The sequence below is a fragment of the Solimonas terrae genome (assembly GCF_011067135.1).
Taxonomy (GTDB): domain Bacteria; phylum Pseudomonadota; class Gammaproteobacteria; order Nevskiales; family Nevskiaceae; genus Solimonas; species Solimonas terrae.
Genome location: NZ_JAAMOW010000004.1, coordinates 62,879 through 87,135 on the forward strand (window position 1 = coordinate 62,879; position 24,257 = coordinate 87,135).

Sequence of the window (24,257 nt, forward strand, 5' to 3'; positions counted from 1 at the left end):
CTGGCTCTGCGTTGGAAGCAGTCAAAGGCCCCGTCGGAAACGGCGGGGCTTTTCTTTTGCGCGCGCTGCGTTACGCTGCCGGCATGAAGGGGGCACTCTCGCTTTTGCTTTGCCTGTTCGCAGGGGCCGCTGTCGCGGACGACGCCGTGTATCGCTATACCGACGCCAATGGCGTCGTGCATTACAGCGATCGTGCACCGGACCGGCACGCGAAACCGATCCGCCTCGGGCCGCTCGCCACCAGCACGCCTACCCGGCACGCGATGTTCTATTCGCCGGAAGTCCTGCGGGCGGCAGCACGCTTTGCCGTGCGTGTCGAGTCGCCGACGCCCGATCAGCGGATCGAAGCGGGCCGTGCACCACTGGTCGCCGCGGCCAGCGTGATGCCGGCACTGGTGCAGGGCTTTCACCTTGTTTATCAGGTAGATGGGCACGCGGTCACGAGCGGTCCGGTCGATGCGCTGAGTATCCAGCTGCCGTCGCTGGCGGCAGGTTCGCACGCGCTGCAGATCGTACTGCTCGACGAGCACGGCGCCGAGGTCGCACGCTCGACGCCGGCGAACTTCCAGATCGCCGGCACCAGGCTGGCGAGCGGCGCACCAAAACAGCCATAACGCACTAAACTGGTGCCTTTCTGGCTGCTCCGCCGCCCTGTGCCGGCGCTTCGCCCATGGCCTGCATCTTGCGTTCGCTTGCCCGATGAAACTGGGTGCCCGCAGCCGCGTGACCGCGGAAGACGTGATCGACGGACAGACCACGGCGGTGGTCGCCCTCGACGAGAGCTTGCGCGTGTCGGTTCTGAATTTCGCCGCCGAAGGGATTTTCGAAGTGTCGCGGCGCCTCACGCTCGGCGAGGCGCTGGTGGACGCCATTGCGCATTTCGCTCCGCACGAGCTGCGCCTGCGCAAGGCGCTCGACACCATGACCGGGTTCATCGAGCGCGAGCTCAAGCTGGCGCGTCCGGGCAGCTCGTCGATCACCGTCGATCTGATTGTCACGCCGTTCGTGGTCGGCAAGAAACCGGGTCTGCTGATGGAAATGCAGCCGGTCGATCGTCATCAGCGCATTGCCCGCGACGGTACTCTGCAGACCCAATTCGACGCCAGCCGCGAGCTGATTCGGGGCCTTGCCCACGAGATCAAGAACCCGCTCGGCGGCATTCGCGGCGCCGCACAGCTGATGGAGCACGAGTTCCCGGACTCGCAGCACCGCGAATACACGCGCGTGATCATTCGCGAAGTCGATCGCCTGCAGAATCTCGTCAACCGCATGCTCGGCCCGAATCGCGCGCCGCAGAAGGCACTGCTCAACATCCACGAAGTGCTCGAACACGTGCGGCGGCTGGTGCAGGCCGAAGCGCCGCCTGCGGTCGCGGTCTTGCGCGACTACGACCCGAGCATTCCCGAGGTCGTGGTCGATCGCGAGCAGATGATCCAGGCTGTGCTCAATGTGCTGCGCAATGCGCTGCACGCGGTCGACGGGCATGGCTCGATCATCCTGCGGACACGCACCCGGCGACAACTCACCGTCGGTGGCGCGCGTCACAAGCTGATGGTGCAGATCGACATCGAAGACAGCGGCTGCGGCGTGCCGCCGGACATGATCGAAAAGATTTTCTATCCGATGGTCACGACCCGCGCCGACGGGACCGGCCTCGGATTGCCGCTTTCGCAGTATCTGGTGCACAGCCACGGCGGACTCATCGAGTGTCGCTCGCGGCCCGGCTGCACCGTGTTTTCCATCTTCTTGCCTATCGAGTCCGCATGAACGCGCTGAACGTCTGGATCGTGGACGATGACGAATCGATCCGCTGGGTCATCGAAAAGTCACTGAGCCGTTCCGGCATGAAAGTGACCAGTTTCCCCGGTGCGGCGGAACTGCTCGATGCGCTGGCCGACAGCGCACCCGATGTTCTGGTCTCCGACATCCGCATGCCCGGTGTCGACGGCCTGACCCTGATGACGCGCGTGCACGCGGCGCATCCGGAGTTGCCGGTCATCATCATGACCGCCCACTCGGATCTGGATGCGGCCGTCGCATCGTACAAGGGCGGCGCTTTCGAATACCTGCCCAAGCCCTTCGATGTCGACGGTGTCGCCGATCTGGTGCGCCGCGCCGCGCGTACGCGCGAAGTGGCGGACGAAGTCCCGGCCGAACCGCCGGCGACGATGATCGGCGAAGCGCCGGCAATGCAGGACGTGTTCCGTGCGATCGGCCGTCTGTCGCAGTCGCATATCACGGTCCTGATCACCGGCGAGTCAGGCACCGGCAAGGAACTGGTCGCGCGCGCGCTGCATACCAACAGCCCGCGCACCGGCAAGCCGTTCATTGCCATCAACACCGCGGCGATTCCCAAGGACCTGCTGGAATCGGAATTCTTCGGCCATGAACGCGGCTCGTTCACCGGCGCGGCTACCCAGCGCAAGGGTCGCTTCGAGCAGGCTGACGGCGGCACGCTGTTTCTCGACGAAATCGGCGACATGCCCGCCGACCTGCAGACCCGCCTGCTGCGCGTGCTGTCGACCGGCGAGTTCTATCGAGTCGGCGGTGTCGCGCCGATCCGCGTCGACGTGCGCGTGATCGCCGCAACCCATCAGGATCTCGACGAGCTCGTGCGTGAAGGCCGATTCCGCGAAGACCTTTATCACCGACTCAATGTCATCCGCGTGCGCATACCGCCGCTGCGCGAACGACCGGAAGACATCCCGCAACTCGCGCGCTCGTTTCTGCTGCGTGCAGCCGAAGAGTTGAAGACCGAACCCAAGCGTGTGCGTGCCGATGTCATGCAACGCCTCAAGGCATTCAACTGGCCGGGCAACGTCCGCCAGCTCGAAAACATCTGCCGCTGGCTGACCGTCATGGCGCCCGGACAGGACGTGCATCCCCAGGATCTGCCGCCGGAGCTGACGCAGGTTCCCAGCTCGCCGGCCAAGGCTGCCGCGCACGCTGCGCTGTTGCCCGGCGTGTCAGCATCACCCGTCACGGTTCCCGTTGCGACGATGCCGGCCGCGGTACCGGCAGCATCTGCGGTTGCCGAAAGCTGGAACGACAGTCTGCACGAATGGGCGCGACGTGAACTCGCGGCCGGACACAGCGATCTGCTCGGCACGGCCATCCCGCTGTTCGAGCGGACCATGATCGATGTCGCCTTGCATGCCACCAAGGGACAGCGCCAGGAGGCGGCCAAGCGCCTGGGTTGGGGCCGCAACACATTGACCCGGAAGATCAAGGAACTGGGGATGGGAGACGACGAATAGTCGCGAGTAGTGCGCGGGCCTGAGCCGGGCCTGGCCGCAAGCAGGACGCGGCGGTGCGCTCACCCGCATCGAATGCCGCGCAAACAAAAGCCGCCGACGCGTGCGCGTCGGCGGCTTTTTCATGCGCATGATCAGCCGAGGCTGAGCACGCTGTTCAGCAGCAGGCGCACGAGCATGGTCTGCCGGGTGACGCCGGTCTTGCAGAAGATCGAGCGCAGATGGGTGCGCGCGGTATTGCGCCGCACGTTCATCTTCTCGGCCGCTTCGTCGAGCGTCAGGCCTTCGGTCAGCAGCAGCGCCAGCTGCGCTTCCATGCGCGTCAGGCCGAACAGGCGACGAACCAGTTCCTGCGAAGGCTGCGCGGCATTGGCTTCCGGATCGCGCAGGAAGACGGCCACGGCCGGGCGCTGCTTGCTCTCCGACCAGCGACCGAGCGGAATCGCGCGAACGAGAATGCCGAGCTTGGCGCGACCGGACGGACGCGTGACCGCCATTGCTTCGACGACGCCGGGGCCTTCGCTGTCATTGGTGCCGGCCAGAGCGCCGCGCAGCATGCGCTGCAGGTCGCGGCTTTCCTGGCTGCTCTCGATGCAGAGGTTGTTGCCGGACAGCCAGATGCCGTCCTTCTCGGCGAGAATGCGCCGCGCCTCCTGATTGGTCTCGACGATGTTGCCATTGGCATCGAAGCTCAGCATGCCGAGCAGCATGCGATTGACGGTGCCGGCGAACAGCGAGCGCTCGCATTCGAGGAAGTCGAGGCGCGCATGCAGCTGGATGGAACGCTTCAGGTGCGGCAGCAGCAGCTTGATCAGCGACTTGTCGTCCGTCGAGAACGGACCGGCGTCGGCGCTGCGCGTGATGCGGAAGCGGCACTCGATGCCGTCCTTGGTGTAGATGTCGGCACCCAGCAGATGACGGACGCCGATCGGTTCAAGGAAATCGTGGTAGTACTGGCTTTGCAGCCACTGCGGGCCGATCAATTCCTCGGCCGAGAACACATCGCCCTCGGCCAGCCGCACGAACGGATCGGCGGCAAAGAAATGCGTCTCGTAGGATTCGACGTTCTGCGCGGTGGTCGGGCCGGTGTTGATCATCACGCCGGTGCTGTCCGATGACGGCGGCCGCAGCATCAGCGTGACGTGCGCGGCGGCCAGCACTTCGCGAATGCGCAGCATCGCCGTCTGCCATGGCGGCGATTCGGTCGGACCTTCATAGATCGCGCCGAGCAGCTGGTCGATCGTTTCGAGCTTCAGCGGTTCGGCGGCGCGCGGGCGACCGGTCTTGAGCACGGCGCGCTTGGCGGCAGCAGTCCGGGTACCGGACATCTGTTCGGCGGATACGGCCATCGATTTCCTCCTCGATCAAGCTGGGGTCGTTCGCTGCCGCAAGTCCTCTGCGGGACTTTTGCGAATGAATTCTTGAAACGACCGAACCGCAATAGTCGGCTGGCTTTGCGTATCCCGTCAAGTCGGGGCGCGGATGACCGGCTCGATTGGGGCGGTTTTACCACGGCTTTCGTCCGGACGGACGATTCTGCGAACCCGCGTGCCCCCGAGCATGGCACGCACGATCAAGACCTAACTCGAGGAGCGTGTGCGATGGCGGGTGCCGGCGAAAAAGTGATGAAAGCGGCGATGCAGGCCTATGTCGATGGCTTCAATCGTGCGGATCCGGCGGCGGTCGCCGCGTTGTTCGCCGACGACGCGACGATCGAGGACCCGGTGGGCAGCCCGCTGAAGACCGGCAAGGCGGAGATTTCGAAGTTCTACGAGTTCTCGATGAAGACCGGCGCCAGGCTCAAGCTGGCGGCGCCGATCCGCGGCTCGCACGGCAATTCCGCGGCGATGGCCTTCGACGTCGAACTGAAGATGCCGGAAGGCCAAGCGGTGATCCGGGTGATCGACGTGATGACGTTCAACGAAGCCGGCCAGTTCACGTCGATGCGCGCGTTCTGGGGGCCGGGCGACATGGAAGTCATCGGCGGGAAGAAGTAGCCATGCTCAGCGCCCAGCAGATCTCCGATCGCCTCGAACTCGAGCAACTGGTGGTTGCCTACGCCTATGCGATCGACGAACGCGCGTTCGAGCGGCTCGATCACATCTTCACGCCGGACGCGCACATCGACTATCGCGCCGCCGGCGGCATTGCCGGTGGCTATCCGGAGATCCGCAAATGGCTGCCGGAAGCGCTGGCGATCTTTCCGGGCTACATGCACTTCAACGGCAATTTTGCCTTCGAGATCGAGGGCGACGAGGCGCGCGGCAAGGTAGCCTGCATCAATCCGATGGTGCTGCCGAAAGCGGACGGCACGCCGGGCGAAGGCGAAACCATGTTCTTCGGACTCTGGTATCTGGATCGCTACCGGCGCACCGCAGCCGGCTGGCGCATCGTCGAGCGCGTCGAGAAGCGCTCGTTCGACTACAACATGCCGGACGCCTTCAAGCAGGCCATGAAGCGCGACTGAGCCGCCACACCCGACAAAAAGGCCCGCGAGTCGCGGGCCTTTTTTGCTCCGGCGCCGAGCTCAGGCGTTGACGGCGATTTGCAGGGACTCGTGGCTGGCTTCGCGCATGTCGTCCGGTGCGCCCTCGATGCCGCGCGCGAGATGGACCCCGTCGACCTGGCGCCGGTACTCCTGCGCGTTCGCACGCGGGTTGTAGAACTGCTTGTACCAGATGCGCTGCAGGCGGAACGGACCGTCGCCCTGCACGAACAGGCCCTGGAAGCATGGCCGCTTGTGGCGCCAGACTTCGAAGTCCTGCGCGAAGGCAGCCAGCGCCATGTCCTGATACTGGCGCGCAGCGGCATGATCGGCTTCGGTCGCCGGCTGGCCGGTCGCCGAGCGTACGAGCAGGGCGTGCCAGACATAGGAGGAGCCGTCGTCGACCGGCGTGTGCGCGATGAAGATGTACGAATCGTACAGGCCACTCATGCGCGTGATCAGGATGCTCGGGCCGTGATAGACCGCCTCGGTCACCAGCAGCGGGCCGCCTTCGGCGACCAGGGTGCGATGTCCGCCGCCCATGCGCTGGATCGCCAGATGGCCGCTGAATTCGTTCTCGAAAAACTTGGTTCTGGAGCCGTGCACCGGCCCGAAGTGCGCCGCGTCGGTGATGTTGTCGACGATCTCCTGTGGATGCACGTCGATCTTGCCGAGATCGTCGAAGGTCCAGTGCGTCCAGGTCGGATCGTTCCATTCGTTGAGGAACGGCGCTTCCCATTCCGGCTCGCCACCTTCGGCGTCGTGCCAGACGAACACCGCGCCCATGCTCTCGACCACCGGCCAGGAACGAATCCTGGCGGCGGGCGGAATCGGACCGCTCGAGTACGGAATCTGGTTGCACTTGCCATCCGGGCCGAAGCGCCAGGCGTGATACGGGCAGCGGATCGAATCACCCTCGACCGAACCGTCCTGCGCAACATACGAGGTGCTGTTTTTCGCCAGATGCGTGCCCATGTGCGGGCAATACGCGTCGAGCAGGATCACCTTGCCGCTGTCCTTGCCGCGATACAGCGCGAAGTCCTGACCGAAGAAGCGCACGCCCTGCGGTTTGTCGGTGACCTTCGCCGATTCGGCGACCATGAACCAGCCGCGTGGAAAGGTATGTTCACCAAGCTTGTAATCTTTCGAGCTGGCCATGCATGGCGCTCCTCATCGAAACCAAAAAAGCGATTGCCGACGAGTGTGGGCACGGGCCCCAACGGTCACATCACCCGTTTGAATGAAGTGACAAAGCGCTTGCGTACCTAGCGTGTCGGACATCACGGTGACCCGTGCGCGCAGTGCCTGCGCGCAGGATGAGTGACCGGAAATCGGGGGAGACAGGATGCGTGCCGTTCACTTGTTCGGAGCATCGGTGCTGGCGTGCGCGCTGGTCGGCTGCAAGGCATCGACGGTGCCCGGCGAAGCGCAATCCGGCGATGAGGCGTCCGCGCCGCTGCGCCGCGACGGTCGCTGGCTGGTCGACGCGGAAAATCGCGTCGTCATGCTGCATGGCGTGAACATGGTCTGGAAGACCGCGCCGTTCGTGCCGCCTGCGACGGCCGACGGATTTGTCGCGGCCGACGCCGACTGGCTTGCCGACCACGGGTTCAACACCGCACGCATCGGCGTGCTCTGGGCCGGCGTGATGCCGACGCAGGCCGGTGTCATCGATCAGGATTATCTGGTTGCCTGGGACCGTGTCATCCAGTTGCTCGCCAGGCGGCACATCTGGATGCTGTTCGACTTCCATCAGGACATGCTCGGACCGCTGTATCAGGGCGAGGGGGTGCCGGACTGGGCGGTCGAACAATTGCCCGGCAGCTTCACGACCCTGCTCGGGCCACCGGCCTTCGGTTTTCCGTTCAACTATTTCACGCCGCAGCTTTCGCAGGCCTACGACAATCTCTGGGCGGACACCGGCGAGATCCGCGACGGCTTTCGCGAGGCCTGGACGGCAGTTGCGAAGCGTTGGGCCGATCAGCCGTATTCGATGGGCTACGATCTTTTCAACGAGCCCTGGGCCGGTCTCGAATACGCCAGTTGCCTGGTGCCGCTGGTCGGATGTCCGGCGCACGACTCGCAGGAGCTGCAGCCGTTCTACGAGTACGCGCGCAACGGCATCCGCAGCGTCGATCAGCAGCACATCATCTGGTTCGAGTCCGAACCCGAGGGCAGCAGCGTCGGCACGCCGAAGGGGTTCACGGCGGTTGCCGGAGAATCGCAGCTCGGCTATTCCTTCCACGACTACTGCCCGCTCGCGGCGCTGACGCAGTCGGTCCAGCTCGGTCTGATCGACGCCCTGCCGATTCCGGCGACCTGCAACGGCTTCAACGAGGCCTCCGCCAACGAGGCGCGCGATCAGGCCGATCGAATGAATGCCGTCGAACTGCTGACCGAGTTCGGGGCCACCGACGATCTCGAACTGCTGCGCCAGACGACCGCACTTGCCGACGAGCATCTGATCGGCTGGCAGTACTGGCATTACAAGAACTGGGCCGACCCGACCACGCAATCGCAGGGCAGTGGTGCACAGGGGCTGTTCACCGACGACGCCGACCTGTCGACAGTGAAACCCGACAAGCTGCGCATCCTCGAGCGCAGCTATCCGCAGGCGACCGCCGGCATCCCCGAGGAGCTATCGTTCGATCCCGACAGCGGCGCGTTCCACTACCGCTACACGCCGCGCGCTGCCGGCGGGCCGACCCTGATCTACATACCGCTGTCGACCCACTACCCGAACGGCTATCACGTCGAGGTCAGCGGCGCGACCGTGGTCTCCGCGCCGAATGCCGGGCAATTGCGGCTCGACAATCTCGCCGGCGCCAACGAGGTGACGATCGATCTGACGGCGAACTAGCGTCGCCGCCTCCGTGCGGACGTGCCTTGCATGCGTGCCCGCGGACATGGACGAACGGGCGGGTTCCGATCGTGCGGTGACGGTGCTACGACGCTGTGCAGCCGCGTCGCAGATTGTTGCAGCGCTCCTCACGGCCGCCGCGCGCCGGATAGTCGCGTGCCGAGTGAAAGTGCCAGCTCATCTTCAGCCGTCCCTGCGGGCCATCGTCGTCGAGCAGGCGTGCGTCGGCGTCGGCGTAACCGGCTTCGCCCGGCTTTTTCAGCCAGCGATCGAACCAGGCCAGCGTGTAGTGTTCGATCAGCGGCAAGCCCCAGCCGCCGCTGCACGCGCCATTGACCAGCTGCGGGCACCACGAGCTTGCCGGAAAGGTCGGCAACAGGCTGAAGTCGAAATGCGTCGCGCCGGCGATCGTGATCGCGAACACCGGTACGCCGGCATCGGCAAACGCCTGATAGGCGAGCAGATGATCGTCCGGATCAGGCGGTGTCAGGTATGGCGCCGCGGTCGTCGCGATGCTGGTTGCGCTACTGCCGGCCGGGCTGACGTATTCGCTCATCAGGCTCAGCGCCGGCACGCGCGGAACGGCCGCATAGCCTTCGCTGAGCGGCGCGCCCGGATCGCCGACCGCGAGCGCGTCCCAGGCGACGATCACCTTCACCGGATTGTGCGCGTCGAGCTTGCCGAACCACGGCGCGGCGCCGTCGGCGCCGAGACCTTGCACGATCGAGGCGCCGAATGCGCCGGCCGAATGCCCGGCGACGCCGAGGCGATCACGGTCGATGCGGTCGAAGTACGGGTTGTAGCCGGTGACCGCGGTCGGATAACGGCCGGCGCAGGTCTGGTTCTCCGGATACGGCTGCGACGGCGTCGAATGCAGGAAGTCGATCGCATTGACCAGCCCGGTGACGAACACCGAGGTGTCGATGTTGCCGCCCTGTCCGCCGCTCGGCGTTTGCCAGTCGGAACGGCCCTGGCCGCGCGGATCGTAGGTCATGACCATGTAGCCGTTGCGCACCAGCAGTTGCGCCGCCCACCAGTACAGCGTTTCCGGCGCCTGGATCGAGCCGTTGTCGATGACGATGGTCGGCAGCCTGGCATCGGCCGGCGCGTTCTTCGGCAGCCAGACGTGGCCGCTGAGGCGCGCGCAGCCGTCGTCGTAGAACACGATCGGCACCACCTCCGCTTCTTCGGTGTAGAAACGGCCATCGGCGCCGGCGACCTGCGGATAGCGGTAGGGATCGCCCGTGCACTGCAGTGACCAGGTCGAACACAGCGGCACCAGCGGCGCATTCAGCGGCAGCGAGATCGCGGCGGTCGGATCGGCCTGGATCGCCGCGATGCGATCCTGCAGGGTCTGTGCGAGCTCCGACGGCGGCGTGTTCAGCAGCGCCGTCAACAGCGGACTCGATGCCAGCAGCCAGCTCGGATCATCGAGATCACGCGCCGTGTAGTCGAACTGGTTCGCGGCGCTCTGCTCGATCCAGCGCGTGACGAACGCCGGATTGGCCGCTTCCTCGACCGGCGCTTCGAGAATCTTCGCGTAGTTCTGCGCCTCGCAGCTCGTCCACTGCGCGGACGGATAGGCAGCGTCGTCGCAACGCAGATCGATGCCGGCCGTGTCGCCGCCCGGATGATCGCCGCCGGCGGCGGCGAGTGACGCGGTCGGCGCCGAACGCCCGCAGGCGCCGAGCGCCAGCATCAGCAACGACACCCCGACGCCGCGATTCAGGATCCTGCGCATCTTGCTCCCCCCGTTGCGGTCGGTGCCGCCGGTCGTCCTTGGCGCGACCGGTTGTGCGATCCATTCTGGAACGCCAGGGCGGCGCTGTCGACGCCGTCCGGCGCGCGCATGTCGGCTAGTCGTTTCGGACGATGCCTGCCAGCGGGGCTTCTGCGACAAAGCGTCTCGTGCAGGACGGCGCTTTCGTGCCAGACGCCTGCGCCCCCGATTCGCGAGGAGATCACCGTGTCAGGTACCGCCCAGAAAACCGCAACGACCACGCCCATCAGTCCCGAAGTGCTGGTCCAGCGCGCGCGCGAGATGGTGCCCGTGCTCGCCAGCCGCGCGAAGCAGGCCGAGGAACTTCGCATGATCCCGGCCGAGACCGTGCAGGAAATGCAGGACGCCGGCTTCTTCCGCGTTCTGCAACCGAAACTCTACGGTGGCTACGAGATGGACCCGCAGGTGTTCTACGACGTCTGCATGACGCTGGCCGAAGGCTGCATGTCGACCGCCTGGATCTACGGCGTGATCGGCGTGCACAACTGGCAGATCGCGCTGTTCGATCCGAAGGCCGCCGAAGACGTTTTCGGCCGGGACAGCAACACGCGCATCGCCTCGACCTACATGCCGAAAGGTCAGGTCAAGCCGGTCGAAGGCGGTTTCCGCTTTTCCGGTCGCTGGGGCTTTTCCAGCGGCTGCGATCACTGCGACTGGATCTTCCTTGGCGGCCTGATCTTCAACGAGGGCCAGCCGCCCGAGTACCGCACCTTCCTGCTGCCGAAGTCGGACTTCGAGATCGTCGACACCTGGCACGTGATGGGGCTCAAGGGCACCGGCTCGAAAGACATCGTCGTCAAGGATGTGTTCGTGCCGGAATACCGCACGCACAAGGGCAGCGACGGTTTCATGGGCACCAACCCCGGCCGCCACACCTTCACCGCCGATCTGTACAAGCTGCCATTCGGGCAGATCTTCGTGCGCGCGGTGTCGTCGGCCGCGATCGGTGGTCTGCAGGGTGCGCTCAATACCTTCGTCGACTTCGCCAAGGTGCGCGTCGGCGACATGGGCAACAAGACCTCCGAGCAGCCGCCGGCACAGCTCGCGGCTGCCGAAGCGGCGTTGGCGATCGACGAGATGAAGCTGGTCCTGCATCGCAACTTCGATGTGCTGATGGGCAAGATCCGCAAGGGCGAGCCGCTCGACGACATCGCCCAGCGCGTGCACTTCCGTGCACAGGCAGCGCAGGTCGTCGAGCGCTGCGCCAGACATGCCTATGCGCTGTTCTCGGCCTGCGGGGGGCGCGGCATCTTCACCGACTTCCCGCTGCATCGTTACCTGTTCGACATCTACGCCGCGCGTGGCCACTACGCCAACAATCCGGATCAGTTCGGCCGCAACTACGGCGCCGTGCTGCTCGGTCGCGACAACACCGACGTGTTCCTGTAAGGAACCTCCGGTTCGGGCCCGGGCCGTCCGGCGGCGCAACAGTTCACCGGACTGTTCCGCGCTGCGCCGCATCGGTCCGGACTTTCACATCAAGCGGGCACTGACATGGGCGTAGCGGAATCTGGAAGTTGGGACCAGCAGTACGACGTCATCGTCGTCGGTTCCGGTGGCGGCGGCATGACCGCGGCGCTGTGTGCCAAAGGTCATGGTCTGTCGTCGGTCGTCATCGAGAAGTCCGACAAGTACGGCGGCACCAGCGCGGTGTCCGGCGGCGGCATCTGGATACCGTGCAACGACGACATCGCGCGCACCGGTGGCCAGGATTCGTTCGAGGACGCGCTGACCTATCTCAAGGGCCTGATCGGCGACGAGGTGCCGCAGGCTCGCATCGAGGCGTATCTGCACAACGCGCCGGAGATGGTGCGATATCTGGCGAAAAACTTCGACGTGCGTTATCGCAACGTGCCGAAGTATCCGGACTACTACCCGAACAATCCCGGCGGCAAGCAGGGGTGGCGCTCGATGGAGCCGGTCGCGTTCGACGCCTCAAGGCTCGGTGACGAGTTCCACAATCAACGCGAGTCGTTCAAGGGCACGCTGCTGATGGGCCGCATCGCGATGGATCAGGTCGAGGCGCACAAGCTGTTTTCGCGCGGGCCGGGCTGGGTGTGGCTGACGGTGAAGATGCTGCTCAAGTACTGGTTCGACATCGGCTGGCGCATGAAGACGCATCGTGATCGTCGCCAGGTCCTCGGTCAGGGCATGGTCGCGACGCTGCGCTACGCGATGATGCAGCAGCACATTCCGCTGCAACTCGACACCGGCATGGAATCGCTGATCGAGGAAGACGGCCGTGTCGTCGGCGTCGTCGTCAAGCACCAGGGCAAGACGCTGCGTTACCACGCGAGACGCGGCGTGATCCTCGCCTGCGGCGGCTTCGAGTCCAATCAGCAGATGCGCGACCAGTATCTGGCGAAGCCGACGACGGTGGCCTGGACCGCGGCGCCGCCGATCAATCACGGTGACGGCATTCGCGCCGGTCAGGCCATCGGTGCGGCGCTCAAGCACATGGATCTGGTCTGGGGGTCGCCGACCGTGAAAAAGCCCGGCGCCGATCAGCAGATCACGCTGTTCATCGAGCGCGGCATGCCGGGCTGCGTCGCGGTCAACAGGAAGGGCAAGCGCTTCGTCAACGAAGCCGCGGCTTATCCGGACTTCCGCAACGCGATGTATGCCGACGATGCCAAGGGCAACGGCACGGTGCCGTGCTGGCTCGTGTTCGACGCGACGTTCCGCTACAAATATCCGATGGGCATCTTCCTGCCCGGCCAGATCGAGCCGGACTCGAAGCTGCCGAAGGACTGGCTGGACAAGGTCTACTACCGCGCTGACACGATCGAGGCGCTGAGCGCCAAGATCGGGGTCGACACGGAAGGGCTGAAAGCGACCGTCGCGAATATGAACGAGTATGCGAAGGCCGGCGTCGATCCCGAATTCCACAAGGGCGAAACCGCGATCGATCGCTACTACAGCGACCCGAGCGTCAAGCCGAACACCTGTCTCGGGCCGATCATCAAGCCGCCGTTCTACGCGGTGAAGCTCGATGCCGGCGAGATCGGCACCAAGGGGGGTCTGGTGACCGATCCGCAGGCGCGCGTGCTGCGCGATGACGGCAGCGTCATCCCAGGGCTGTACGCAACCGGCAACACCTCGGCTGCGGTCATGGGGCCGACCTACGGCGGTGCCGGCTCGACCTTGGGGCCGGCGATGACGTTTGCCTATGTGGCCGTGCGGGATCTGGCCGCCCAGGCGGCGGCACTCAAAGCCGCCGCCTGACGCGCGGCCGACGCTGCGGTGCGGCGGCTTCAGCGCGCAGGCGCGCGCTGAGCCTGCTGCTGGCGGCGCTTCTGCGCATACATCGCGTGGTCGGCACGTTCGACCAGCTGGATCGGGTCCTCGCCGTCGGCCGGATAGAGGGCCACGCCGGTGCTCGCGCGCAGCGGCAATGACTGGCCGTCGAAATCGAACGGTGCGCGGCACTCGTTGTGGACGCGCAACGCCAGGCTTTCCGGCTCGTCGCGGTTGCTCACCTGCGGCATCAGGATCGCGAATTCGTCGCCGCCCAGGCGCGCAACCGTGTCGGTGCCGCGCGCCGATTGCCGCAGGCGTCGCGCGAATTCGACGATGGCCTGATCGCCGGCGCGGTGACCCCAGCGATCGTTGATCGGCTTGAGCCCGTCCATGTCGAGCTGGATGACGGCCACCTGTTCGCGATGTCTGGCGGCACGTGCCAGACAGTGACGCAAGCGGTCGAAGAACAAGGCCCGGTTGGCAAGCCCGGTCATCGCGTCATGGGTGGCGCGGTGGAACAACTCGTCGGCTTCGAAGCGCGTCGCGTGGTACATCGAGGCGCCGATCATCTCCGACAGCAGTTCGAGAATCTGCGTTTCGCCGGGGCCGAAAGCGCGTGATCGCTCCGAGGTGACCTTGAGCACGCCGATCACGGCATCCTGATGGCGCAGCGGCACCACGACCATCGAGCGGACGCCGATGCGCCGGCAGGCTTCGCGATCGACACGTTCATCCGTCTCGCTGTCGTCGCAGCGCAGGACTGCGCCGGAGGACACACACAATCCGGACAGGCTGCCGCGCAGCGACAGGCGCAGGCCAATGAACGGCAGGATCACGCCGGCAGTGGCGCGATAGACCATGTCGCCCATTTCGGCCAGCTCGATCACGGCGCCGGTGGCGGCGGTGAGATCGAGGGCGCGATCGGTGGCGAGCGCCATTACCGCTGCCAGATCGGGACCCTGTCGGGCGATCTCGGCCTGCACCTTGATGACGGCCAGCAAGCGCTCTGTACTGGGGGGCGACGATTCGAAGCTGTGCATCGGGTCGCTCCGGTGCGGCGGACCGTGGATGTCGGGAGAGGGCGGGAACCGGGCGATTTGGCCTGCTCCCCCAAACGCAGCGTAAAAAGGCGCGCGTGCCTCGATCCGTCCGCAGGCGATGGGCGGATTTTCCGGCCTGACGGAAGGCGCAGCGCAGCGGTGACGAGCGGAAGCGCCGGTTGGGCCGGCCGTTCGAGGGCAGGCGAATGGCGCGGTCGGCGAACTTGCGGCGCCGGCACCTTACACTGGCGCATCGTTCCTTCGGATGGTCCCCGTGCGCCTGCTTTCGCGAATGCTGCCCGCGCTGTTGCTGCCTCTGAGTTTTGCATGTGCAGCGAGCTGGAAATCCGATCTCGGCAACTGGTTCAAGCAGGCCCAGCCGCCGCCGGCCGGCGCCACCGCCCTCGACAACAGCCAGATCGTGTCCGGCCTGCGCGAGGCGCTTGCGCAGGGTACGACCAAGGCCATCAACCAGCTCGGTCGCACCGATGGCTTCTGGGGCGATGCCGCAGTGCGCATTCCCCTGCCGTCGCCCTTGTCCGGAATCGAGAACAGCCTGCGCCAGTTCGGCCAGGGCCCGCGCCTCGACGAATTCCAGCTGACCCTGAATCGCGCCGCCGAACGTGCGGTGCCGCAGGTCGCCGATATCTTCGGCAACGCCGTGCGACAGATGAGCGTTGCCGATGCCCGCGCGATTCTCGACGGTCCGCAGGATGCCGCGACCCGCTACTTCCAGCGCACGGCGAGCGATTCGCTGCGCGTGAAGATCCTGCCGATCGTGCGCGGTGCGACCGCCGGTGTCGGCGTCACGCAAAGCTACAAGCAGCTGAGTGCCAAGGCCGGCCCGCTGCTGCAGCTGTCCGGTCACGCGGTGCCGGATCTCGACAACTATGTCACGGACAAGGCGCTCGCCGGTCTGTTCACGACCATTGCCGCCGAGGAAGCGCGCATTCGCACGAATCCGGCCGCGCGCGGAACCGAACTTCTGAAGCAGGTGTTCGGCAGCCACTGAGCGTGGCCCGGCGAGTCCGGCATTCGTCGCTCGATTGCCGTCAGTCCGGACGCAGCACGACCTTGCCGGTGTTGCGGCGCGCTTCGATGTAGGCATGCGCTTCGCCGGCCTGCGCGAAACTGAAAACCTGATCGACATGCGGGCGCAGCCAGCCGTCGTCGACACCCTGCAGCAGGGCCTGCATCCAGCCGCGGATCTTGTCGACTTCGTGCCAGAGATGGCCGACGTTGACGCCGAACACTGAACGATTGCCGTCCATCAGCGGCAGCGGATGGAAGAACGGCATGCCCAGTGCGACCGGCAGCAGCTTCAAGGGACCGAACAAGCGCGACTCGGTGACGCCGGAAATGCCGAACATGCCGAGCCGGCCGGTGCTGCGTAGCGCGCGGTAACTTTTCTTCCAGTGGCTGCCGCCGAGCGGATCGGTGATCAGCTCGACGCCGCGGCCGTCGGTCAGGCGCTGCAGTTCGGTCGGCCAGTCCTGCGTGCGGTAATCGATCGCCTCGTGCAGGCCGCGTTCCTTGAGAAATGGGTGCTTGCCGCTGCTGGCGGTGCCGATGATGCGCGCGCCGATGTGGCGTGCGACATCGATGCAGGCGAGTCCGACGCCGCCGCCGGCGTTGTGGATCAGCACGGTTTCGTCGTGGCTCAGCGAACCCATGACGACGAGCAACTGCCAGGCGGTCAGGTAGTTCACCGGAATCGCCGCGCACTGTTCGTGCGAGAGCGCCGCCGGCTTTTCGAACATCTGTGCCACCGGCGTCACCACCACGTCGGCATAACCGCCGAAACGCGTGAGGCCGAACACCTCGCGGCCCAACCACGCCGGATCGACGTCGGGACCGACCGCGTCGACCACGCCGGAGACTTCGTAGCCGACCACGCAGGGCAGTTTCGGCGCGTCTGGGTACAGGCCCTGACGGGCGAGGATGTCGGCGAAGTTGATGCCGCTGGCGCGCACGCGCACCCGCAGCGTGCCGGCGGTAGCCTGTGGATCGGCGCTTTCGCGGACCACGAGTTTTTCCGGGCCGCCGCGCCCGCTGATGTAGATGCTGCGCATGCCACGCTCCGTCGTCGGAATTCGCCAAGCATGCCATGCCTACCCCACGCGGGTTAGGCGATGCCGTCATCGCGATTCCACACTAGGCGCCTCACGGATACGGGGCGTACGCATGGCAAAGCTGCAGGGCAAGGTTGCATTGGTGACCGGCGCCGGACAGGGCGTGGGACAGGGCATCGCGTTTGCGCTGGCCGCTGCCGGCGCGAAGATCGCGGTCACCGGCCGTACGCTGGCGAAACTCGAGGCGACCGTCGCGGAGATCGGCAAGCGTGGCGGCACGGCGCTGGCGATCGAATGCGACGTCAAGAACGCAGCCTCGCTCGAAGCCTGCGTCGCGCGCACGGTCGGCGAACTCGGCGGCCTCAACATCCTCGTCAACAACGCCCAGGAAGTGCCGCTGGGCGCCTTGCTGCAGGTCAGCGACGACGCCTTCACGGCGGGGTGGGAATCCGGCCCGCTCGCGAGCTTCCGCCTGATGAAACTCTGCCATCCGCATCTGAAGGGTGACGGCAACATCATCAACTTCGGCTCGTCGTCGGCGAAGCGCTGGGACCTCGCCGGCTACGGCGCGTATGCGGCGGTGAAGGAAGCAATCCGTCAGCTGACGCGCGCCGCGGCCTGCGAGTTCGCAAAGGACGGCATTCGCGTCAACGCGATCCTGCCGCTTGCGGATTCACCGGCAATGGCCTGGTGGACGCGCGAACGCCCCGACGAAGCCGCCGCGTTCGTCGCCACCGTACCGCAGGGCCGCGTCGGCTCCTGCGAACACGACATCGGCCGCTTCGTCGTCTCGCTGTGCTCGGAGGACTCGCGCTACATCACCGGCCAGAGCATCGGCGTCGACGGCGGGCAGGCGTTTCTCGGGTGAGCGCGTCACTTCGGCACGCGGCCGCCGGTGTCGCGCTAGCGCGTGCCGGGATCTTCGATGAACGCAGGCCGCGCCAATGCGTACGGCGGACTCTGCGCCAGTGCACGCAGCGCCTTGAGCATCTTGAACGGGGTGCTGATCGACATCGAGTTGATCAGCGCAGCCGGCAGTGGTCCGTTGGGATCGGAAAGCAGCGTGACTTGGGCGCGGACACCGTCGCCGTCCGGCGTCAGTGTCCAGACCTGCGTCGAGCGGACGATGCGCACCACGCCATTCCCGGGCCGCGGCGCCGCGTCGCGCAGGGCGGTATCGGTGATCGTGACGACGAAACTGGTCGGGTCCTGCCTGATCTGCCGCTGGTTGACGATGTCGCGATCGCTGACCGGCCACGGCATGTGAAGCCGGGCGTAGAGCTGATAGCGCGTCGCACTTTCGCGATGCTGGATCGTCGCCTGCGCGACGCGCTCTTCGAGCCGGTCCTGCGCCGCCGGATCGTCGATCACGGCGACGACACTCGGCAGGCGTGCGGCGATCCGGGCGCTGCCACGAATCTGGCGAATGCTCCAGCCGTCCACGGCCCGGGTCTGGACCTGGATGCCATCACGATCCAGCTCCAGACGCCAGTCGTCTGCGGCGACTGCGCGCGAAGCCGGCATCAGAAATGACACGACGATGAGGCACGCGCAGCGACGCAGGTGTCGGCGCCTGCTGTGCGACACGTCGGGCGACGGACAAGCGCGCATGGCTTCGTTACTCATCGCCCCAGGCATAGGACAGCGTCAGCCCGACGATGCGCGGCTCGGCGTACATCGATGCCTGGAAGTACGTCAGGTTCCACTGGTTGCTGTTGGACAGCCGGTATTCCTTGTTCATGAGATTGGTGCCGTACAGGCGCGCACTGAGGCCCGATCCGAAAATCTGGCTCCAGCTCAGGCTGGCGTTGAGCAAGCCATAGGACGGCAGCCACGCCTCCGGCTCGGCATCCGGTGGTGTCGATGCGCTGTATTGGCGGTCGGTCCAGGCGTACGTGACCGAAGCCTGCACATATCCTGCCGTCGGGTTGACCGGCAGCATGCTGCGTGCCGACAGGCTGAATTGATGCCGGGGCGTCTGCTGGAACGGCGCACAGGAGAAATCGACCATGTTTCCGGCCTGGACCTTCTGTCCACTGCAGTCGAGCTGCGGCGTCGCACCGGTGTATTCCAGCTCGAACTCGCGGTACTTGGCGCGCGTGTAACCGTAGGTCGCCACGAATGCCGCGCCGCGCACCGGCTCGATGGTGAACTCGGTTTCCAGGCCGGCGACCCAGGCGCTGCCGACATTGAAGATCGATTGTCCCAGCTGCGGGACCGGGCTGACCGCGTGCGGATCGACGTAAGCGTCGATGCCGGCCTTCTGCAGGTTCGTGTAGTCGGTGTAGTAAACCGCCGAGTTCCAGCGTACCGGCATGTCGGCGATCTCGAATTCCGACTTGTCGCCGATCTCGTAGTTCAGGACGAATTCCGGTGCGTAGGTGTAGCGCGCGGGGTTGACCGAAATCGGCGCGATGCCGCCGGTCTTGTAACCGCGGCTGACCTTGCCGTACAGCAGATTGCGGCCGAGCTTGTAGTCGAGGCCTGCGGTGTAGGTCCACTCCGCGTCGTCGATATCCGCCGCGTACGACTTGTTGACGAGCGGAATCGTGTTCAGCGCCAGCTGCCGGATCGACGCGTGGCCGCTCGTCTTGTCGCTGGTATGCCGCGCACCGAGCGTCAGCTTGAGACCCGACAGGCTCTCGAACACGTCGCCGAGATCATAGGTCGCCTGCGCAAACGGCGCGAACGACGATTTCGTCTCCTCGTACTGCTGGGTGGTGTGCACGAACATCAACGAGGTCGCGAGGATTTCGCCTTCGGCTTCATTGTGTTCGTAGTACGCGCCAACCACATAACTCAGCGAGCGATCGAGTGCCGAGCCGGCCAGGTGCAGTTCTTCCGTGACGCTGTGAATGTCGGCTTCCAATACGTCGGACGGATTGGTGAATTCGTTGATGGCGGCGCGCGAGCCATCGAGATCCCAGCGATAGGAATGTCGCAGGGTCGAATAGCTCGCGATGTTGATCAGCGAGACATCATCCGACAGCGCAAACGTCGTCTTGTCGACGACGGCACCGGACTTGAGAATGTCGTTGGGGTCGGCACTCAGCTGGACTTCGCGATTACTGCGCGCGGCCTGCTCATCGACGATGTCCTGTCCGCAGTTCGTCGACGGTCCGAAGAAGTCCAGGACCAGGCAGCCCGCGTTCAATACCTGCGCAAGGTCGATGCCCGGAATGATCTGCGTTGCCGCGCCGAGGCCGATCGCGCCCGGGATCGCCTGGTTGAGCCCTTCGCGGTTGATCTGTTTGATGACGACGGCCGTGCCGTTGTCGTGGCTGCTGGCGTAGTGCCCCATCAGGTAGTTTTCGATGCCGTCGCTCGGTCGCCACAGCAGGCTGGCGCGGCCGGCCCAGTAATGACGGTTGTCGTAATCCTTGCCGGTGACGACATCGCGCGTGAAGCCGTCGCGCTGATAGAACTGGCCACCGACGCGCGCCAGCAGGCTGTCGGCGACGATCGGCACGTTCAGCACGCCTTCGTAGTTGTAGCCGGTCAGATTGCCCTTGCCCGCAAGGCTGAGGGCGCCGGCGCGCAGGTAGCCCGACCAGCCGTCCTTCGGCTTCTGCGGTTCCAGCAGCATCGCGCCGCCCGTGGTGTTGCGCCCGAAAAGCGTTCCCTGCGAGCCTTTGAGAATCTGCACGCTGGCCAGATCGAAGAACTTGCCGGGACCGCCCTGGTAGTTGGCGACCGGGTCGGATGGCAGCGGCACTTCGCCCAGATACATCACGACACCGGGACTGGAGCCATAGGTTGCGCCCTGCCCGCGGATCGTCGGCGTCTCGGTGTTGCGCATCTGGCTGTTCGCCCCGACGATCAGTGACGGCACACGTCCCTGCAGATCCTGCGGCGTGGTGATCTGCTCGCGCTGCAGGTCGTCGGCGCTCATCGTCGAGATCGCGATCGGGACGTTTTGCAGGTTCTCCTTCGAGCGACGCGCGGTGACGACAATCTCGGCGATCGCTCGGCTACTCTGAGGCTCCGCGGCAGCGTTCACCGGTTCCGGCGCTGCGGGAACCGGGATGGTCGCGTACGGCGCGGCATTACTGGTGTCCTGATCGGCGCCGGCATCCGCTGCGGTCGTCTCGGGCACCGTGACCGTGGGCGCAGCAGCGTCCGTATCAGTGGCCTGCGCGAGTGCAGACGACATCCCTGCAAGGTTGGCGGCCGCCAGCAGGCTGCCACCCATTACGAGTGCTTTCATGTTCCTCTCCTCCTGGCGACTTCGCCCTGGCGGCCCCCGCTGGCGGGTGGCCAAGTCCCGTGCCGCCCGGCTTGCCGCATCAATGCGGTCTTCGACTCATGGCCCGGACAACTGGCATCAATGCTAGTAGCGCCCATTCTCTACTGTCAATAGTGCCAGTAGTGGCGGCAGCTGACGCCGGAGAATTGCGATACGTGTGTCGGATCGCCGCGCAAAGGCGCGAGCCGCTTACCTTGCGGGCGCCGTCTTCTTGTCGCGGGTCAGTCGGCGCAGCAGCGCGTCGATTGCGGCTCTTGCTTCGGCATGGCCACGCACGGCGCCGATGCTGCTCTCGACGGCCAAGGTCTGCGAGACGCTCTGGATGAGGATGGCAATCGCTGCTGGCGGCAGTTCCGGCTTGACACCGCGCGCCTGGAAATAGGCGGCGATCGCTTCAGTCTGCACCTGGCGGAACTCGTCCATGTAATGGCGCATCTCCGCGCGGATTGCCGGCTCATGGCTCGCCATGGCGATGAACGCAAACGTCGTCGCGCTCGCGTCGACCTGCACCTTCCAGAGCGCTTTCAGCGGATCGCGGCGCAGTGCCTCGCGCATACGGGCCAGACCGCTGTCGCCGTAGAAGCGGACGACGCTCAGCAAGAGCTCCTCGATCGTCCGGAAGTAGTAATGGACAATTTGTCGCTTGAGGCCGACTTTTTCGGCCAGCCGGCGGGCGCTGAGCGCACCATAGCCTTCGGTGCGGATGATCTCCACGGCCGCCTCGATCAGCAGGGCCCTGCTTTCTTCTGCGGGCCGTCTCGTCTCCGCCATCCGCGCACCTCGAACGATTCCAGTCGGCAAGGATAGCAACAAGCCACGATGACTCATGCTCTGGCGTTGCCGCCGTCCATTGGGCGGCTATTACTGTCACATTTGACAGTAGCGTCTCGTATTAACTAGCATCATCGCCAGTTAACGATGCGCCGGGCGGATGCGCCGCGCATTGCCACGAGCCCCGATCGCAAGACGTTCAACCATGACACATCCGATTCCGGGCACGGCCCTGCTGGATCCGGCCGTCCTCGACGACCCGTATCCGTTCTATCGCCGACTGCAGAGCGAAGCGCCGGTGTGGCAGGTGCCCGGAAGCCGGATCTTCATCATCACGCGGCACGCGCTGCTCGACGAAGCCAGCCGCCGCGTCGAGGATTTCTCGTCCAATCTGCGCGGCGTCCTGTATCGCGGTCGCGGCGGCGTTCCCGCGCGGCTGACGCGCCAGAAGGGTATCCCGCAGATCCTGGCGACGGCCGACCCGCCGCTGCATGGCGTGCACCGCAAGGCCGTGTTTCCGGAGCTGGTCGCCAAGCGCATGGCGACGATGGCGCCGGATGTCGAGCAGGTCGCCGATGTGTGCATCACGCAATTGCTGCAGGCGCCGTCCGCCGACTTCATGGCGGTACTCGGCAATCCGCTGCCGATGACGGTGGTCAGCAAGCTGGTCGGTTTCCGCGGCAGCAATATCGACACGCTGCTCCAGGCAGCGTTCGATTCCACGGCGGTTGTCAGCGGCTCGCTGTCGCTGTTCCAGCTGTTGAAGACGATCTGGCGCAGCGCCACGATCCAGCGCTGGTTGGACGGGCAGCTGCGCGAAGGGTCCGATGCCGGCGACAACATTCTCGCGGCGATCAAGCGCAATATCGAAAGCGGCACGCTGCGCCAGATGGAAGGGCGGGCCATTCTGCACATTCTGCTCGCGGCCGGCGGCGAATCGACGTCCAGTCTGCTTGGCAACGCCGTGCGCATGCTCGCCGAGGATCAGGCGCTGCAACAGACGTTGCGCGAGCAGCCGGATCTGATCCCCGCCTTCCTCGAGGAAGTGCTGCGGCTGGAATCGCCGTTCCGCTTCCACCTGCGCTCGACACCGAAGGACACGGAACTCGGCGGCGTCGGAATTCCCGAGGGCGCCACGGTCCTCATGTTCTGGTCGGCCGGCAACCGCGATCCCGATGTGTTCGCCAGACCCGACGAACTCGATCTGTCGCGGCCGCGCATGCACATGACCTTCGGCCGCGGCATCCACACCTGTGTCGGCGCGCCGCTGGCGCGTCTGGAGGGCGCGATCATCCTGCGCATGCTGCTGGCGCGAACGAAGCGGATCACGCTGACGCCGGGGCGTACGCCGAAATGGGTGACCAGCCTGCAGGTGCGTCGGCACGAGCAGCTGCACATCAGCATTGACTCTTAGCACGCCGCTCCGCTCATGAGCCTCCAACGGGCGTTCGGCAAGCTCAACGAGCTGGGCAGTGACGCGTTCATCGCCGGCACGCGCTTTCTGTCGAAGCGGAACTGGGTCAGCACGTCGAGCGCCGACGCGAGGATCGTCGGTGCCGGCGCATTTCGTTACCGCGTCGATCATGACTGGTGCAAAGCCATGCCGGATGCGGTGCCGGTCAAGAACGCCCATGAAATGGCGATCGACGCGGACGGACACCTCTATCTGTTGACCGACCATCCACGCAACAACGTCATCGTTTTCGATCGTGACGGCTGCGTGCTCGACACCTGGACCTTGGGGCTGCGTGGCGCCCATGGCCTGACGATCGCCACGCAGGACGGGCGACAATGCCTTTGGATCTGCGATCCCTATGCTGCCCAGGTGATTCAGACCACGTTGAAAGGCGAGGTTCTGCGCCGGCTTCCGGGCCCGCACGCACTGGGCCTCTATCGTGCGCTGATGCCGTATGCGCCGACACAGACGGCGGTTGCACCGAACGGCGACATCTATGTTGCCGACGGGTATGGATCGCAGCACGTGCTGCAATTCGACGCTGCCGGAAACTTCATCCGACATTTCGGCGGCAAAGGTTCGGCGCCCGAGAACCTGGACTTCGCACACGGGATCGCCATCGATTCCAGAAAGGGGCGCGGTCACGAAGTCCTGCTGGTCACCTCGCGCCGGCAATCGTGCATCAAACGTTTCAGCCTCGATGGCCACTACCTGGGCGAGATCAAGCTGCCTGGCGGCTATCCATGCCGACCGGTGCTGCACGGCGAGCACATGCTGGTCAGCCTGTGCTGGTCGGGTGCGCACATGAAGCCGAATTCGGGCTTCGTCGTGATCCTCGACATGCACGATCGGCTCTGCACGGCCTTGGGCGGCACCGCGACACGCGATGCGCAAGGTGAACTGGTCGCACTGCAGTCGTCGTACGACTGCTTTCACCATGTACACGACGTCTGCGCCGATCTATCGGGCAATCTCTACGTCGCGCAATGGAATGCCGATGGCGTCTATCCGTGGCGGCTCGCAGCGATCGCCGCGCCAGCGTGAGTGCGCCGA

General features: G+C 65.5%; 20 protein-coding genes. 12 read left to right on the forward strand and 8 right to left on the reverse strand.

The genetic code is table 11. The annotated features are described in order from the left end of the window. The first annotated feature begins 83 nt into the window (after positions 1 to 83). The 3 genes from G7Y85_RS08455 to ntrC all read left to right on the forward strand — a co-directional run bounded on the left by G7Y85_RS08455 (position 84) and on the right by ntrC (position 3,257). Positions 84 to 614, forward strand: a complete 531-nt coding sequence (locus tag G7Y85_RS08455; protein ID WP_166254880.1) for a DUF4124 domain-containing protein — start codon at positions 84 to 86, stop codon at positions 612 to 614. Between the two features lie 85 nt (positions 615 to 699). Next, on the forward strand, positions 700 to 1,767 hold the full coding sequence (glnL, locus tag G7Y85_RS08460) for a nitrogen regulation protein NR(II) (RefSeq protein WP_166254882.1): 1,068 nt from the start codon (positions 700 to 702) through the stop codon (positions 1,765 to 1,767). Then, the gene (ntrC, locus tag G7Y85_RS08465) at positions 1,764 to 3,257 is read left to right on the forward strand and encodes a nitrogen regulation protein NR(I) (protein ID WP_166254885.1); all 1,494 of its coding nucleotides are present in this window, start codon (positions 1,764 to 1,766) and stop codon (positions 3,255 to 3,257) included. The genes glnL and ntrC overlap by 4 nt, the downstream gene beginning before the upstream one ends. A gap of 131 nt (positions 3,258 to 3,388) precedes the next feature. Here the strand turns inward: ntrC and G7Y85_RS08470 are convergent, their stop codons facing one another. Next, positions 3,389 to 4,603: a helix-turn-helix transcriptional regulator gene (locus G7Y85_RS08470; RefSeq protein ID WP_241696086.1), complete on the reverse strand. Its 1,215-nt coding sequence runs from the start codon at positions 4,601 to 4,603 to the stop codon at positions 3,389 to 3,391. Positions 4,604 to 4,855: 252 nt separating this feature from the next. On the opposite strand from G7Y85_RS08470, the gene G7Y85_RS08475 reads away from it, so the two are divergent. Continuing rightward, positions 4,856 to 5,251, forward strand: a complete 396-nt coding sequence (locus G7Y85_RS08475; RefSeq protein ID WP_206675541.1) for a steroid Delta-isomerase — start codon at positions 4,856 to 4,858, stop codon at positions 5,249 to 5,251. A gap of 2 nt (positions 5,252 to 5,253) precedes the next feature. Further along, complete coding sequence (locus G7Y85_RS08480) at positions 5,254 to 5,721, forward strand: nuclear transport factor 2 family protein (protein ID WP_166254888.1); 468 nt, start codon at positions 5,254 to 5,256, stop codon at positions 5,719 to 5,721. A 60-nt stretch (positions 5,722 to 5,781) separates the two neighbouring features. On the opposite strand, the gene G7Y85_RS08485 is transcribed toward G7Y85_RS08480, so the two are convergent. Then, positions 5,782 to 6,897 carry a 3-ketosteroid-9-alpha-monooxygenase, oxygenase component gene (locus G7Y85_RS08485; protein ID WP_166254891.1) on the reverse strand — a complete coding sequence of 372 codons (1,116 nt, stop codon included), beginning with the start codon at positions 6,895 to 6,897 and terminating at the stop codon, positions 5,782 to 5,784. 187 nt (positions 6,898 to 7,084) lie between these two features. On the opposite strand from G7Y85_RS08485, the gene G7Y85_RS08490 reads away from it, so the two are divergent. Beyond that, positions 7,085 to 8,599, forward strand: a complete 1,515-nt coding sequence (locus tag G7Y85_RS08490; RefSeq protein ID WP_166254894.1) for a cellulase family glycosylhydrolase — start codon at positions 7,085 to 7,087, stop codon at positions 8,597 to 8,599. 85 nt (positions 8,600 to 8,684) lie between these two features. On the opposite strand, the gene G7Y85_RS08495 is transcribed toward G7Y85_RS08490, so the two are convergent. After that, entirely contained in the window at positions 8,685 to 10,340 is a 1,656-nt protein-coding gene (locus G7Y85_RS08495; protein WP_166254897.1) for an alpha/beta hydrolase, read from the reverse strand. A gap of 300 nt (positions 10,341 to 10,640) precedes the next feature. On the opposite strand from G7Y85_RS08495, the gene G7Y85_RS08500 reads away from it, so the two are divergent. Then, positions 10,641 to 11,768, forward strand: a complete 1,128-nt coding sequence (locus G7Y85_RS08500; protein WP_241696102.1) for a flavin-dependent monooxygenase — start codon at positions 10,641 to 10,643, stop codon at positions 11,766 to 11,768. A gap of 105 nt (positions 11,769 to 11,873) precedes the next feature. After that, positions 11,874 to 13,604, forward strand: coding sequence for an FAD-dependent oxidoreductase (locus G7Y85_RS08505; protein ID WP_166254900.1), 1,731 nt, complete (start codon positions 11,874 to 11,876; stop codon positions 13,602 to 13,604). A 29-nt stretch (positions 13,605 to 13,633) separates the two neighbouring features. On the opposite strand, the gene G7Y85_RS08510 is transcribed toward G7Y85_RS08505, so the two are convergent. Next, positions 13,634 to 14,659, reverse strand: coding sequence for a sensor domain-containing diguanylate cyclase (locus G7Y85_RS08510; protein ID WP_166254903.1), 1,026 nt, complete (start codon positions 14,657 to 14,659; stop codon positions 13,634 to 13,636). A gap of 274 nt (positions 14,660 to 14,933) precedes the next feature. Between G7Y85_RS08510 and G7Y85_RS08515 the strand changes: the two genes are divergently transcribed. Beyond that, positions 14,934 to 15,671: a DUF4197 domain-containing protein gene (locus tag G7Y85_RS08515; RefSeq protein ID WP_436286632.1), complete on the forward strand. Its 738-nt coding sequence runs from the start codon at positions 14,934 to 14,936 to the stop codon at positions 15,669 to 15,671. A gap of 40 nt (positions 15,672 to 15,711) precedes the next feature. Here the strand turns inward: G7Y85_RS08515 and G7Y85_RS08520 are convergent, their stop codons facing one another. Further along, positions 15,712 to 16,731 (reverse strand): synaptic vesicle VAT-1 family membrane protein, encoded by a 1,020-nt coding sequence (locus tag G7Y85_RS08520; RefSeq protein WP_166254909.1) that lies wholly within the window; start codon positions 16,729 to 16,731, stop codon positions 15,712 to 15,714. Between the two features lie 112 nt (positions 16,732 to 16,843). Here G7Y85_RS08520 and G7Y85_RS08525 point away from each other — a divergent pair, with 112 nt between their 5' ends. Next, entirely contained in the window at positions 16,844 to 17,599 is a 756-nt protein-coding gene (locus G7Y85_RS08525; protein WP_166254912.1) for an SDR family NAD(P)-dependent oxidoreductase, read from the forward strand. Between the two features lie 35 nt (positions 17,600 to 17,634). On the opposite strand, the gene G7Y85_RS08530 is transcribed toward G7Y85_RS08525, so the two are convergent. The 3 genes from G7Y85_RS08530 to G7Y85_RS08540 all read right to left on the reverse strand — a co-directional run bounded on the left by G7Y85_RS08530 (position 17,635) and on the right by G7Y85_RS08540 (position 21,805). After that, positions 17,635 to 18,255, reverse strand: coding sequence for an START domain-containing protein (locus G7Y85_RS08530; RefSeq protein ID WP_166254915.1), 621 nt, complete (start codon positions 18,253 to 18,255; stop codon positions 17,635 to 17,637). 94 nt (positions 18,256 to 18,349) lie between these two features. Continuing rightward, positions 18,350 to 20,938, reverse strand: a complete 2,589-nt coding sequence (locus G7Y85_RS08535) for a TonB-dependent receptor (RefSeq protein ID WP_166254918.1) — start codon at positions 20,936 to 20,938, stop codon at positions 18,350 to 18,352. 228 nt (positions 20,939 to 21,166) lie between these two features. Further along, positions 21,167 to 21,805, reverse strand: a complete 639-nt coding sequence (locus G7Y85_RS08540; protein WP_166254922.1) for a TetR/AcrR family transcriptional regulator — start codon at positions 21,803 to 21,805, stop codon at positions 21,167 to 21,169. A 148-nt stretch (positions 21,806 to 21,953) separates the two neighbouring features. Here G7Y85_RS08540 and G7Y85_RS08545 point away from each other — a divergent pair, with 148 nt between their 5' ends. Continuing rightward, the gene (locus G7Y85_RS08545) at positions 21,954 to 23,162 is read left to right on the forward strand and encodes a cytochrome P450 (protein ID WP_166254925.1); all 1,209 of its coding nucleotides are present in this window, start codon (positions 21,954 to 21,956) and stop codon (positions 23,160 to 23,162) included. A gap of 15 nt (positions 23,163 to 23,177) precedes the next feature. After that, positions 23,178 to 24,248, forward strand: a complete 1,071-nt coding sequence (locus G7Y85_RS08550; protein WP_166254928.1) for a 6-bladed beta-propeller — start codon at positions 23,178 to 23,180, stop codon at positions 24,246 to 24,248. Positions 24,249 to 24,257: the final 9 nt, after the last annotated feature.

Coding starts and splice junctions, on each gene's coding strand:
- G7Y85_RS08490 (WP_166254894.1), top strand. CDS start 7,085: ATGCGTGCCGTTCACTTGTTCGGAGCATCGGTGCTGGCGTGCGCGCTG.
- G7Y85_RS08455 (WP_166254880.1), top strand. CDS start 84: ATGAAGGGGGCACTCTCGCTTTTGCTTTGCCTGTTCGCAGGGGCCGCT.
- G7Y85_RS08535 (WP_166254918.1), bottom strand. CDS start 20,938: ATGAAAGCACTCGTAATGGGTGGCAGCCTGCTGGCGGCCGCCAACCTT.
- G7Y85_RS08550 (WP_166254928.1), top strand. CDS start 23,178: ATGAGCCTCCAACGGGCGTTCGGCAAGCTCAACGAGCTGGGCAGTGAC.
- G7Y85_RS08530 (WP_166254915.1), bottom strand. CDS start 18,255: ATGCCGGCTTCGCGCGCAGTCGCCGCAGACGACTGGCGTCTGGAGCTG.
- G7Y85_RS08485 (WP_166254891.1), bottom strand. CDS start 6,897: ATGGCCAGCTCGAAAGATTACAAGCTTGGTGAACATACCTTTCCACGC.
- G7Y85_RS08470 (WP_241696086.1), bottom strand. CDS start 4,603: ATGGCCGTATCCGCCGAACAGATGTCCGGTACCCGGACTGCTGCCGCC.
- G7Y85_RS08520 (WP_166254909.1), bottom strand. CDS start 16,731: ATGCGCAGCATCTACATCAGCGGGCGCGGCGGCCCGGAAAAACTCGTG.
- G7Y85_RS08505 (WP_166254900.1), top strand. CDS start 11,874: ATGGGCGTAGCGGAATCTGGAAGTTGGGACCAGCAGTACGACGTCATC.
- G7Y85_RS08540 (WP_166254922.1), bottom strand. CDS start 21,805: ATGAGTCATCGTGGCTTGTTGCTATCCTTGCCGACTGGAATCGTTCGA.
- G7Y85_RS08525 (WP_166254912.1), top strand. CDS start 16,844: ATGGCAAAGCTGCAGGGCAAGGTTGCATTGGTGACCGGCGCCGGACAG.
- ntrC (WP_166254885.1), top strand. CDS start 1,764: ATGAACGCGCTGAACGTCTGGATCGTGGACGATGACGAATCGATCCGC.
- G7Y85_RS08475 (WP_206675541.1), top strand. CDS start 4,856: ATGGCGGGTGCCGGCGAAAAAGTGATGAAAGCGGCGATGCAGGCCTAT.
- G7Y85_RS08510 (WP_166254903.1), bottom strand. CDS start 14,659: ATGCACAGCTTCGAATCGTCGCCCCCCAGTACAGAGCGCTTGCTGGCC.
- G7Y85_RS08545 (WP_166254925.1), top strand. CDS start 21,954: ATGACACATCCGATTCCGGGCACGGCCCTGCTGGATCCGGCCGTCCTC.
- G7Y85_RS08480 (WP_166254888.1), top strand. CDS start 5,254: ATGCTCAGCGCCCAGCAGATCTCCGATCGCCTCGAACTCGAGCAACTG.
- G7Y85_RS08495 (WP_166254897.1), bottom strand. CDS start 10,340: ATGCGCAGGATCCTGAATCGCGGCGTCGGGGTGTCGTTGCTGATGCTG.
- glnL (WP_166254882.1), top strand. CDS start 700: ATGAAACTGGGTGCCCGCAGCCGCGTGACCGCGGAAGACGTGATCGAC.
- G7Y85_RS08500 (WP_241696102.1), top strand. CDS start 10,641: ATGGTGCCCGTGCTCGCCAGCCGCGCGAAGCAGGCCGAGGAACTTCGC.